Origin of the sequence: Bergeriella denitrificans NBRC 102155 (genome assembly GCF_001592185.1) — a bacterium.
Lineage (GTDB): Bacteria > Pseudomonadota > Gammaproteobacteria > Burkholderiales > Neisseriaceae > Neisseria > Neisseria denitrificans.
In genome coordinates this window covers 1-12,097 of the sequence record NZ_BCWL01000043.1, presented here as the reverse complement: position 1 = coordinate 12,097, position 12,097 = coordinate 1, and the positions used below count along the sequence as shown (strand labels likewise).

Annotated in this window: 7 protein-coding genes and 1 tRNA gene; 1 reads left to right on the top strand and 7 read right to left on the bottom strand. The window is 58.8% G+C overall.

What is annotated here, in order from left to right; translation table 11 throughout:
* Nucleotides 1–12: 12 nt before the first annotated feature.
* The gene (locus tag BDE01S_RS04185) at nucleotides 13–1,449 is read right to left on the bottom strand and encodes a PepSY-associated TM helix domain-containing protein (RefSeq protein ID WP_066077749.1); all 1,437 of its coding nucleotides are present in this window, start codon (nucleotides 1,447–1,449) and stop codon (nucleotides 13–15) included.
* A 189-nt stretch (nucleotides 1,450–1,638) separates the two neighbouring features.
* On the opposite strand from BDE01S_RS04185, the gene recC reads away from it, so the two are divergent.
* Nucleotides 1,639–4,881, top strand: a complete 3,243-nt coding sequence (gene recC, locus BDE01S_RS04180; protein WP_066077755.1) for an exodeoxyribonuclease V subunit gamma — start codon at nucleotides 1,639–1,641, stop codon at nucleotides 4,879–4,881.
* A 306-nt stretch (nucleotides 4,882–5,187) separates the two neighbouring features.
* Here the strand turns inward: recC and BDE01S_RS04175 are convergent.
* The 6 genes from BDE01S_RS04175 to BDE01S_RS04150 form a co-directional block, all read right to left on the bottom strand.
* A tRNA-Ile gene (locus tag BDE01S_RS04175) sits at nucleotides 5,188–5,263 on the bottom strand.
* A 76-nt stretch (nucleotides 5,264–5,339) separates the two neighbouring features.
* On the bottom strand, nucleotides 5,340–5,735 hold the full coding sequence (locus BDE01S_RS04170) for a c-type cytochrome (protein ID WP_066077746.1): 396 nt from the start codon (nucleotides 5,733–5,735) through the stop codon (nucleotides 5,340–5,342).
* Between the two features lie 159 nt (nucleotides 5,736–5,894).
* Nucleotides 5,895–6,980, bottom strand: a complete 1,086-nt coding sequence (nagZ, locus tag BDE01S_RS04165) for a beta-N-acetylhexosaminidase (RefSeq protein ID WP_066077744.1) — start codon at nucleotides 6,978–6,980, stop codon at nucleotides 5,895–5,897.
* Nucleotides 6,981–7,031: 51 nt separating this feature from the next.
* Nucleotides 7,032–8,555 carry a Na+/H+ antiporter NhaC family protein gene (locus tag BDE01S_RS04160; RefSeq protein WP_066077742.1) on the bottom strand — a complete coding sequence of 508 codons (1,524 nt, stop codon included), beginning with the start codon at nucleotides 8,553–8,555 and terminating at the stop codon, nucleotides 7,032–7,034.
* 151 nt (nucleotides 8,556–8,706) lie between these two features.
* Complete coding sequence (locus BDE01S_RS04155) at nucleotides 8,707–10,155, bottom strand: DegQ family serine endoprotease (protein WP_245934329.1); 1,449 nt, start codon at nucleotides 10,153–10,155, stop codon at nucleotides 8,707–8,709.
* Between the two features lie 220 nt (nucleotides 10,156–10,375).
* A complete protein-coding gene (locus tag BDE01S_RS04150; protein WP_082790414.1) occupies nucleotides 10,376–11,842 on the bottom strand; it encodes a DASS family sodium-coupled anion symporter in 1,467 nt (488 codons plus the stop codon).
* Nucleotides 11,843–12,097 lie beyond the last annotated feature (255 nt).

Sequence of the window (12,097 nt, the reverse complement as noted above, 5' to 3'; positions counted from 1 at the left end):
ATATTTTTGTGCTTATTTGAACCAGCCGGACAAGGCGGGAATGCGGGTTAAAACCAGTCTGTCGAGCAGCCAGACTGCGGCAATGGCGGCCAGCGCGGTCGGGAAAAGTGCAGCAATCAGCAGCAGGGGCAGCGCCATGCCCCAAAAAGGCGGCAGCGGTATGTGCCGTGCGGGCGGAATCAGGCCGCTTGCGCCGGACGGGCGGCGTTTCCACCACATCACCCAGCCGCTGATGCACATCATGATAACCGTCAGGCAGAATGCTGCGTTGGCTGCAATGCTCCACCAGCCCAGCGTCCCCATGTGCAGCGCGATGCTGACGGCCATAAATTTGCCGAACAGGTTGTAATCATCGTAGCGGATGTCGGCGAGGACTTTGCCGCTGTATTGGTCGATATGCACCGTGCGGTCGACGGTAGGACTGTCGGAATCGTAGCTCATCGAGTCTTGGCTCAGCGTCCATACGCCGGTTTCGCCTTTGGGCAGGTTAAGCTGGTAGCGGCCTTCAAAGCCGATTTCGCGGGCATAGCGGTCGAGTGTTTCCAAAGTCAGGGGGACATCGGAACGGATGCCGTCTGCGCCGGCCGCCGTACCCGATTGCGGCATGGGCGTCAATTCCAATACCCACGGCACTTCTTTGGTTTTGCCGTCGTTAAGCAGCATGCCGTGGGTGGCGGCGTCGGATTGGGGAATGGGCGCGACACCCCATTTTCCGGCGGGAAATTGATTCCATGCCTGCACCGCCTTGCCGCCCCAAATACCCGCCCACGCCAAGCCGGAAAGGCAGAAAGTCAGCAAAACGAGCGAAACCCAAAGCCCTGCCGCGCCGTGCAGGCTGCGCCAGGCGCTGCGGCCTTGCCCGAACCGGGGCAGGAAGAGGGATTTCAGACGGCGCGGCAGGCTGCCTTTGCCGGCCGACTGCGACCACCACAGATAAATGCCGCTGACAATCAGCAAAATGGTCAGCGAAGCGGCGGTTTCCAGCAGATAGTCGCCGAAACTGCCGAGCAGGATGTCGCTGTGGATTTCGTCCATCAAGTGATACCAATCTTGGTGGCGCGGATAGGTTTTCAGCACCTGCGCGGTATAGGGATCGACGGCTGCCATCACGGCCTTGCCGCCGTCGTCGATACGGAATACCGCCACGGTATCGGCCGAACGCGGGGCGATATACTGCACCACCGATGCGCTGTCGGAATGCAACGCCCGCCGTGCGGCTTCTGCCTGAGCCGACAAAGGTTGAACGGCGGCCTGCGGGACAACGCGCATACGTTCGCCGTCCCGCCCCGAAATATTGGCAAACAGCAGCATGGCCAGCCCGGTGGCGGCCAGCAGGATGAGAAAAGGCGTGGTGAAAATACCGGCGTAAAAGTGCCAGCGCCAGATGGTGAGATAACGGCGTTTGGCTTGCGCGGCGGCGGTGTCTGAAAAAGCAGGGCTGTCGTTCATGGTGTAGCAATAATTCTATAGACCTAGTTATAAAGAACTATATTGTAGCCTGCTGCCGGTCAGCGTTATTGATAAAGCGCAAACAAGCCGTCTGAAAAATGCCGGTAAGGCAAAACGCTGCGGCACTACCATTTTTTTTCAGACGGCCTTATCATTTCCTATCTGATGATTTCCCCCGTATCTGCCGCCATGTCTGAAGCCAAATTTTATCTGTATCAGTCCAACCGCCTGGAAACGCTGGCGGCGCTGTTTTGCAAAATCCAGCAGGTACGCCCGCTGTCGCATCCTTTGGCGGCGGAGGAAGTGATTGTGCAGAGCCAGGGCATGCGCCGCTATCTGAACGGCTTTCTGGCTAAGGAAAACGGCGTGGCGGCCAATCTGCGTTTCAGCCTGCCTGCAGGGCTGACCTGGCGGCTGATGCGCGAATTTATCCCCGGCGTGCCCGCGCTCAGCCCGTTTAATCCTGAAGTGATGCGCTGGCGGCTGCTGGATTTGTTCCGCAGCGATGCCTTCCAAAGCGGCGGGGACGGCGGATTAACACTCAGCCGCGCCGCGCTGCAAGGCTATTTGGGCAGTGGCGAATCGGCGGATTACCAGCTGGCGGGGCAGCTGGCGGATATGTTCGACCAATATCTGGTGTACCGCCCGCAATGGATTGCCGCGTGGCAGGCGGGCAGGCTGCTGGATTTGGGCGAAGACGAGGGCTGGCAGGCGGAGCTGTGGCGCTTTTTGGACGACGGCCGCCAATCTTCGCCGCACCGCGTGGCGCTGTGGACGCAGCTGCTGGACGCGCTGTCGGCAGAGCGTCTGCCCGAGCGTTTTTTCGTATTCGGCATTTCCACCATGGCGCCGATGTATCTGCAGCTGCTGCAAAAGCTGGCCGAGCATTGCGAAGTGTTTGTGTTTGCACTCAATCCTAGCGAGCAGTATTGGGGCAATGTGGTTGAAGCGGCGCAAATTCTCAAAAGCGGCGGCGAGCCGGATTTGAGCCAGAGCGGTCATCCGCTTTTGGCTTCTCTGGGCAAACAGGGGCGCGACTTTTTTGACTTTTTGTCGGAAATCGAGCTGGAAACGCAGGTGTTCGAGCAGCCCGAAACACGCGCGCCCGAAAGCCTGCTGCACCGCCTGCAATACGATATCCAAACGCTGAATATGCCGTCTGAAAACGAAGCCACCGCCACCGCGCTGCAAGACGGCTCGATACGCATCGTGTCGGCGCACAGCCCCTTGCGCGAGTTGCAGATTTTAAAAGACCAAATCCTGCAGATGCTGCACGAACATCCCGATTGGCAGCCGCACGACATTGCCGTACTCACCCCCGACATCACGCCTTACAGCCCGTTTATCGAAGCCGTATTCGGCCGCGCGCAGGCGGGCGGGCAGGCGCTGCCGTATTCCCTTTCCGATGTGAAACTCAGCCGCCGTCAGCCGCTGCTGCATACGCTGGAGCAGGTGTTGGACTTGCTGGAAAGCCGTTTTGAAGTGGATAAAGTCCTGCCGCTGCTGGAAAGCGGCCCGGTGCAGGCACGCTTCGGCCTGACGGCGGACGATGTGCCGCTGCTGCACGATACCGTGGCCTCGCTCAATATCCATTGGGGTTTGGACGCGCAGATGCGCGGCGCGGCCGATAATCTGTTTACCTGGCAGCAGGCGGCCGACCGGCTGGTGTTGGGCTGGATGCTGCCCGAGGGCGGCAGCGGCGTGTGGCAGTCGGTCAGCGCGTGGCATGCCGATGTCAACCAAATCGAGGTATTCAGCCGCTTTGCCGCCTTTATCCGCACGCTGGCCGACATTGCCGCGCAATGGCAGGAAGCTGCCGAAATTCCGGTATGGGCGGAGCGGGTGCGCGGGCTGATGCAGACGCTGCTGCTGCCGTCTGAAAACGACCAGCACGCCTTGCAGCAGTTTGAGCAGGCGCTGGCCAAATGGCAGGAAGAAGCGGAATTGGCCGGATTTGACGGGCTGCTGAACCTGCATACCGCCACCCGCCATCTGCGCCGCTTTTTAAACAGCGAAAGCCAGGCCGGTTTCCTGCAGGGCGGCATCACCTTCTGCAGCATGGTGCCCATGCGCAGCCTGCCTTTCAAAGTATTGTGCCTGCTGGGGCTGAACGACGGCGATTTCCCGCGCAACACCAAAGCGGCCGCTTTCGACCTGATTGCCCGACACCCGCAAAAAGGCGACCGCGCCCGCCGCGACGACGACCGCTATCTGTTTCTCGAAGCCTTAATCAGCGCCCGCGAAGTATTGTATCTGTCCTATACCGGCCGCAGCATCCGCAACGATGACGAACTGGCACCCTCCGCCCTGGTCAGCGAGCTGATTGATACCGTGGCCGCCATGACCGGACAGCGCAGCAAAACCCTGTCGGAAGAATGGGTGATCCAACATCCGCTGCAAGCCTTTTCCACACGCTATTTCCTGCCGCAGGCGCAGAGCGACGCGCTGGTCAGCACGCGTTCGGATTACGCGCAGGCGCTCAACAGCCCCGAGCGTGCCGCCGTACCGTTTTTCAGCGAACCCTTGAACGCGGCAGATATGCCGTCTGAAAACCCAAGCTTGTCGCAGGCCGAGTTCATCGGCTTTTGGCGCAATCCCGTCCGCCACTGGCTGCAGCACACACTGGCGTGGAAAGCCCCGTACCGCGACGAAGCCTGGGAAGCCGCCGAGCCTTTCGAGCCGGAAGAGGGCGCGCAGATTGCCGATGCCTATCTGGAAGCCCGCCGCAGCCGCCGCGATTTCGACGGCGTGGCCGCCAAACTCTCCGCCGAAAGCCTGCTGCCCGCCGGTGAATTGGGCGCACTGTGGCAGCAGCAGTTTCAGACGGCCGCCAAGCGCATCGAACAGGCGTTGCTCGACAGCCCCAAACACCCGCCCTATACCTATGAGCTGGTGCTGGCAGGCTACCGCCTCTCCGGCAGCCTTACGCGCCTTTACCAAGCCGGGCAAATCGTGTTCCAAAACCGCACGCCGACCGCGCCCGACAGCATCGCGCTGCTGCTGGAACATCTGATTTACTGCGCCGCCGGGCCGTCTGAAAACGGCGCATTGCCGACTTATATCGTGGAAAACGGCCATACCGAAGTCTATCCGCCCCTGCCGCAGCAGCAGGCGCGTGATTGGCTGGCGGCATGGCTGGAATATTACCGCATCGGCCAAAGCCGCCCGCTGCCGTTTTTCGCCAAAACCAGCCTGGCCGCCGCGGAAGAATATCTGAAAAAACAGGATTGGGAAGCTGCCAAAACCGCCGCGTTCAAAGCCTACAACGGCAACAAAATGAGCAAAGGGCAGCGCAGCTACACCGAAGTCGCCCTGGTATTCGGGCAGGACGAAACCCTGCCGACCGATACGCCGCTGTTTGAAAACATGGTCGTCGATTTGCTGGTGCCGCTGCTGAGCGCGGTGCGGCAAACGGAGCAAACGGCGGAGTAATTAAAAAAAAGCCGTCTGAAAAATCCGCAAAATGCAGATTTTCAGACGGCTTTTTTCATCGGAAACAGGTAGGACAGGCATCTTGTAACCAAAGGAAATCCCGTTCACGGAACCCGTCGCTTTGTCGCAAGGCAAAGATTGGATTGAGTTTGGCTGTTTGGTTTTATTCTGCGGATGAGCAGAGCAGCAAACCCGCCCTACGGCACGGATTTGAGCTCACGCCAAACTTTTGACAAAGTGGATTTTATGCAAAATCTGAATTTGTGTGATAGGGAGGGTAAATTATTGATTTGATGTTATATTTTTTGGTGGGTCCGGTGGGTTTCGAACCCACGACCAAGGGATTATGAGTCCCCTGCTCTAACCCCTGAGCTACAGACCCGCAGGAGAACAGAATAGTCGTGTATTGTATCATAATTTGGAGCGGATACAAGGCTGTTGCGCGGCGGCGGCAGGGCTTATTTTTTGCGGGATTGCTTGATGTCTTTTTCGGTAATGACGCCGCCGCCGTTGTCAAATGCGGTCATGATGTAGGTGGCGATGGCGGCGGCATCGGCGTCGTTGAGCGCGATGGCGGGCATAAAGCCGTCGTAGGTTTTGCCGTTGACTTTAATCGGGCCTTTGATGCCTTTGGTGATGCTGGCGGCCAGCGCGTGCGGTTTGTTTTTGATGTAGTCGGAGCGGTAGAGCGGCGGGAAGGTGGTGCCGCGTCCTTCGCCTTTTTTGCCGTGGCAGGCGGCGCAGTTGCGCTCGTAGAGTTGGCGGCCTTTGGCGGTGTCGGCCGGATTGGCGGCGGCGGGGGCGGCCAGGGCGAGCAGCAGTAGGGCGGAGAGGGCGGAAGCGGCGGTATTCATGGCATGTCCTTGAAGCGTTTGGGTGGCGGAACGGAGGATGTGTATGAATGTTTGTGTTTATGCGCTGATGCAGCGTGTTTTCGGATATGATAAAGCAAAGGCCGTCTGAATGGAATGTTTTCAGACGGCCTTTGCTTTTACGGCGATAGGGTGTGCGGATTAAAACGCTTCGCCCACTTTAACGCCGCCGGCGGTATCTTTCGGGGTGGCCAGCTGCGCGGTTAAGGCTTGCGCGGCTTGGAATTCGGGTGTGGCCATTACGGCTTGCGCCTGTTCGGCGCTCAGGGTGTTGGCCATGTATTGCCAGCGTGCGGCCAGCTCGGGGTTGGCGGGGATGCGGAAGCTGTCGCGCAATTCGTCCACCAGGTCGGGGCGGTTGCACACGAGTACGATGTCGCAGCCGGCGGCAAAGGAGATGTCGGCACGCTCTTTGATGCCGCCGACGCCGCACGCGCCTTCCATGGTGAGGTCGTCTGAAAAAATCACGCCTTTAAAGCCGATGTCGTCGCGCAGAATGGTTTTCAGCCATTTTTCGGAGAAGCCGGCGGGCTTGGCATCGACTTGCGGGTAAACGACGTGGGCGGGCATCACGGCGGCCATGCCGGCGGCGCTGAGTTTGCGGAAGGGGACGATATCGGCGGCTTCAAGCTCGGCCAGGCTGCGGTCGTCCTGCGGCAGCACATGGTGGCTGTCGCCCTCGACAAAGCCGTGGCCGGGGAAGTGTTTGCCGCAGGATTTCATGCCGCCTTTGTTGAGGCCTTTTTGCAGCGCCAGCGCCAGCTCGGTGACGATGTCGGCGTTGCGGTGGAAGCTGCGGTTGCCGATGACGGCGCATTGTCCCCAGTTTAAATCCAGCACGGGGGTAAACGACAAGTCGATGCCGCAGGCGGAAAGCTCGGTCGCCAAGACCCAGCCGACCTGCTCGGCGGTGGCTTTAGCGGCTTGTGCGCCTTGTTCGTCCCACATTTCGCCCAATACGTTCATGGCGGGCAGGCGGGTGAAACCGTCGATAAAGCGTTGCACGCGGCCGCCTTCGTGATCGACGGCAATCACCAGCTCGGGCGTGCGCACGGCTTTGATTTCGCGCACCAATTCTTTGAGCTGCGCCACGTTTTCAAAGTTGCGGCGGAACAGGATTACGCCGCCGATAGCGGGGTCGAGTAGGCGCTGTTTTTCTTCGTCGGTCAGGCGGAAGGCGTGTACATCGGCCATTACCGGGCCGCGCGGAATGTGGGGTGTGGTCATTTTGAAGTCTCGTTAAAAGTTTCAGACGGCCAAAGGCCGTCTGAATATGGATCAGTCAAGCGTGGCGGGCTGCCGGTTTTTCAGCAGCAGAATCAGCAGAACCAGCGCGGCGCCGGTGGCGGCAAAGCCGATAAAGGCGGAGTGGGTAAAGCCCAATGCCAGATAGCCTGCGGACGCGGCGGCGGCTACCGACAAAGCGTAAGGCAGCTGCGTGGTGACGTGGTCGATGTGGTTGCACTGCGCGCCGGTGGAAGACAGAATGGTCGTATCGGAAATCGGGGAGCAGTGGTCGCCGCACACCGCGCCGGCCATTACCGCCGACATACACGGAATAATCAGGCTGGGATCGACTTTGACGGACATGGCCGCCGCAATCGGCAGCATGATTCCGAACGTGCCCCAGCTGGTACCGGTGGCAAAAGCCATCACGCTGGCCAGCAGGAACAGGATAAAGGGCAGGAAGCCCGGGTTGATATTGCCCGCCACCAGAGTGGAAAGATATTCGCCGGTTTTCATATCGCTGACCACGCCGCTGATGAGCCAGGCCAGCACCAAAATGGTAATCGCGCCAAACATGGATTTCATGCCCACCCATACGGCACGCGGGTAGTCTGCGGCGTTGATGGTGCCGACGGTGCAGAGCAATACCGCCAAAATGCCGCACACGCCGCCGAATACCAGCGAAGTGTTGACATCGGTATTTTCAAATGCGCCCAATACACTGAAGCTCTCCAGCGCTTGCGCGCCGGTGTACATCATGGCGGCGATGGTGGACACAATCAGTACCAATACCGGGATAATCAGGGCGTAAACGCGGCCTTTGCTGCCGTCTGAAATGTCGTGTTCGGGGTGGACTTCATTGAGCGCGGCACGCTCCAAGCGCGCCATCGAGCCGATGTCGAACGAGAAATAGGCCACCACGAATACCATAATCAGCGCAAACAGCGCGTAATAATTCATCAGACTCATGGACACAAATGCGCCCATCGGCGTGTATTCGGTGATGTTGTAGGTGACGAGCAGGCCGGCCAGCGTGGCGATAATCGACGCGCCCCAGCTCGATACCGGCATCAGCACGCACATCGGCGCGGCGGTGGAGTCCAAAATATAGGCCAGCTTGGCGCGGGAAACTTTGAATTTGTCGGTCACGGGGCGGGCAATCGCGCCGACGGCCAGGCTGTGGAAATAATCGTCGATAAAGGTCACAAACACCAAGCAGGCGGTCAGCATTTTCGCGCCGCGACGGTCTTTGATGTGGCGCTTGGCCCAGTCGGCAAACGCCTGATTGCTGCCCGAATAGGTGAGCAGTGAAGTAAAGATGCCCAAAAGCAGCAGAAACAGCAGGATTTTCGGCTTGCCCAGCGACCAGTCGCCGTCTGCCCAAGCCAAGCCGACGACCAGATTTTTCAGATGGGCCAGGCCGTTGAGCGGGTGGCCGCCGGTCAGCAGCAGCACGCCGACAATCACGCCGATGCCCAGCGACAGCAGGACGCGGCGGGTTATTACAGCCAGCGCCAAAGCCAGAAAGGCGGGCACGACGGACAGAAACGAATGGGAGTAATCGACTAGTTGCATAAGGATATCATCAGGTTGGATGGTTTTTCAGACGGCCTGAGGTGTGAAACGCAGGCGCAGGCCGTCTGAAAAATCGGGGTTTGCCCGGCAGGATAGGGAAATACCCGCCATTGTTTGCAAATAGCGGGTATTCTATCATCAAATCACGGAATTATTGCAAATTCAACGCCAAAAACAGCGTATCGCCGCCGCGCTGTACCAACAAAGGCACATTTTTGCCCGCTGCGGCCAGCGCGCTGCGGAAACCGGCTTCGTCTTCCACCGCCAGTTGGCCGACGGCAATGATTTCATCGCCGCGTTTCAGGCCGGCACGCTCGGCCGGGCCGGTCACACGGCTGACAATCAGGCGCGGGCGGCCGCTGTGGGCGCTGCTTTGCAGCACCAGGCCGGCTTCTTCGACCACAAAACCTTGCGTTTCGGCCGGGAAGCCGGAGTTGTCGGGTGCGGCATCGTTACCGGCCGTGGTTTGGGCGGTGCTGCCGAGCTTGACTTTCACGGTGGCGGTTTCGCCTTTGCGCCAGATTTCCAGCGTCACTTCCGTGCCCGGCGGCAGCGCGCCCACCATCACGGGCAGGTCGCTGGAGGCGCGGACTTCTTCGCCGTTGACGCTGCGGACGATGTCGCCTACCTGCAGGCCGGCTTGAGCGGCGGGGCTGTTGGGCATCACTTTGGCAATCAGCGCGCCGCTGGCTTTTTCAAGGCCGAAAGATTTGGCCAGGTCGTAAGACACTTCCTGAATAATCACGCCGAGCTGGCCGCGCTGTACTTTACCGGTGGTTTTGAGCTGGTCGGCCACGTTCATCGCCACATCAATCGGAATGGCGAAGGAAATGCCCATAAAGCCGCCGCTGCGGCTGTAAATCTGCGAGTTGATGCCGACCACCTGGCCTTTGAGGTTGAAGAGCGGGCCGCCCGAATTGCCGGGGTTGATGGCGACGTCGGTTTGGATAAAGGGTGTGTAGTTTTCGTTGGGCAGGCTGCGGCCTTTGGCGGACACGATGCCTGCGGTCACGCTGTTGTCAAAGCCGAAAGGCGCGCCGATGGCGGCCACCCATTCGCCCGGTTTCAAATCTTTCGGATTGCCGATTTTCACCACCGGCAGCTCGTTGGCTTCGATTTTCAGCAGGGCAACGTCGGACTGCGGGTCGGAGCCGATCAGCTTGGCGGGGTATTCGCGTTTGTCGTTGAGCAAGACTTTGATATTGCCCATGCCGGATACCACGTGGGCATTGGTCAGAATGTAGCCGTCGGGGCTGATGATGAAGCCCGAGCCGAAGTTGGATTCGGAGCCGTCGTCATCCTGCGGGATTTCCGGCATATTCGGCACGAGGCGTTTGAAAAATTCGTAGAAAGGATCGCTTTCGGGCACCTGGTTCAAATCCATGCTGTTGTCGGCGCTGTTGCGCGGGGCTTTGGCCGCTTGGATATTGACGACGGCGGGGCCTTCGTTTTGCACCAGCTGGGCAAAGTCGGGCAGCAGCATTTGCACGCTGCCGTCGTTTTGGGTGGGTTCGATGCGTTGTACCAGCTCTTTTTCAGCGGTATCGTCGCTGCCGAAAAAATTGCAGCCGCCCAGGGCGAGCAGCGAAGCGGTCAGAATGGCGAGACGGGTGTGTCGGGGAAATGGGGCGCGCACGGCGGTTCCTTCGTTATTTGGGATAAAGCAGCGGATATTCTTATTAAAGGCCGGGTGCAGGGCGCACGCGGCCGGATAGGATTTTTACATCTTATCGAAATATTTTCAAGCATTTCATTTTGCATGGAAAAGCCGTCTGAAAATGCGGCGGTTGCAGCGTTTTCAGACGGCTTGGCAGCGGTGTTTACCAATAGCCCAATATTTTCCACCAAATGCCGCCCACGAGCACGAACACCAAAATGTTAATCACGCTCATGACAAATCCGGCTTTCCACCATTCGGCCAGCGTGGTGTAGCCCGAGCCGAAAATCACGGGCGATGTGCCGGTGGCGTAGTGGGTCAGCGTCATCATCAGGCTGGAGGCCGCGGCCATCAGCAGGGCAAACAGCATGGGCGGTGCGCCCAGTGCCACGCCGGCGGCGTAAAACGCGGCAAACATGGCGGTAATGTGGGCGGTGGTGCTGGCAAACATATAATGCGCGTAGAGATAGGCCAGCAGCAATAGCGCGGAAGCCCCCATCCAGCCCAAGCCGAGACGGCCGATGCCGCTTTCCAATACGCCGGAGAACCAGCCGATTAAGCCCAATTTGTTCAGGAAAGTCGCCATCATCACCAGCGCGGCAAACCAAGTGATGGTGTCCCACGCGCTTTTTTCTTTCAGAATATCGTCCCAAGTCAATACACCCGAGAGCAGCAGCAGGCTCAGGCCGATAAAGGCCGTGGTGGTGGCATCAACGGCAAACGCTTTGCCGAAGAGCATGGCCGGAATGCCCGCCCACAAAGTCAGCAGCAGCGCAAAAATCGCCAGCATGATTTTCTCGCCCCGGTTCATCGCGCCCATTTTCGCCAGATTTTCCTTGGCAAACTGCGCCGCGTTCGGCGTTTCCTTGATTTCGGGCGGATACATGAAATACAGAACCAGCGGCATGATAAACATCGCCACCAAGCCCGGCAGCAGCATCGCCAGCGCCCAAGTGCCCCAGCTCAGCTGGATGTCGCTGCCGGTGGCTTTGGCCACGATATCGACCACCAGCGGATTGGGCGCGGTGGCGGTGATAAACATGGCCGAAGTAATTGGATTGCCGTGGTAGTTGACCAGCGCCAGATACTTACCCATGCGGTTTTGCGTGTTTTTTTCCGGATCGGAATCGTAGCTGCCCGCAATCGCCTTCATCACCGGATGGATGATGCCGCCGCCGCGTGCGGTATTGGAGGGCGTCACCGGCGCCAGCAGCAGCTCGGAAATCGCCAGGCTGTAACCGATGCCCAGCGTTTTCTTACCCCATACGGCGATAAACAGATAACCGATGCGCGCGCCGAGGCCGGTTTTCAAAATCCCGCGCGAAATCATAATCGCCACACCGATCAGCCAAATCAGCGGGCTGGAAAAGCTGGAGAGCGCGTCTTTCATCGCATCGGAGGGCTTCTCGGCGGTCACGCCCGTCAGTGCCACCAGCATAATCGCCACCACCGACAGGGCACCGATGGGCATGGCCTTGCCGATAATGGCGGCAATCACGCCGACAAACATGGCCAGCAAATGCCAAGCCTGCGGCGTCACGCCGTCGGGTACGGGAATTACAAACCAAATCAATAAAGCCAATGCCGTAGCAATGGCAGCGGGAACGGGCTTAAAGCCGATTTTGTCCATAACGTATTTTCTCTGTGCGTGGGTTGGTTATTTATATAGAAATGAAGCGACCGACTGCGCGTGCTCGAGTTGCCTGCAGGCGCAATGCCGATGCTGTAATTCATTCTAATCCAAGCAGGATGCGGAATATCTGATTTATCACAAACTCGGGGCAGAATACTTGGTGGGGTGGGGGAAGGGAGTGGGAAAAATTTTCCGGGAGATTAATTTTTATATGAATATTTTGATAATGATGGGTTTTAAATCAAATGCGGA

Bases quoted from the DNA above. Each gene is read 5' to 3' on its own strand.
- BDE01S_RS04185 (WP_066077749.1), bottom strand. From the start codon at position 1,449: ATGAACGACAGCCCTGCTTTTTCAGACACCGCCGCCGCGCAAGCCAAA.
- recC (WP_066077755.1), top strand. From the start codon at position 1,639: ATGTCTGAAGCCAAATTTTATCTGTATCAGTCCAACCGCCTGGAAACG.
- BDE01S_RS04170 (WP_066077746.1), bottom strand. From the start codon at position 5,735: ATGAATACCGCCGCTTCCGCCCTCTCCGCCCTACTGCTGCTCGCCCTG.
- nagZ (WP_066077744.1), bottom strand. From the start codon at position 6,980: ATGACCACACCCCACATTCCGCGCGGCCCGGTAATGGCCGATGTACAC.
- BDE01S_RS04160 (WP_066077742.1), bottom strand. From the start codon at position 8,555: ATGCAACTAGTCGATTACTCCCATTCGTTTCTGTCCGTCGTGCCCGCC.
- BDE01S_RS04150 (WP_082790414.1), bottom strand. From the start codon at position 11,842: ATGGACAAAATCGGCTTTAAGCCCGTTCCCGCTGCCATTGCTACGGCA.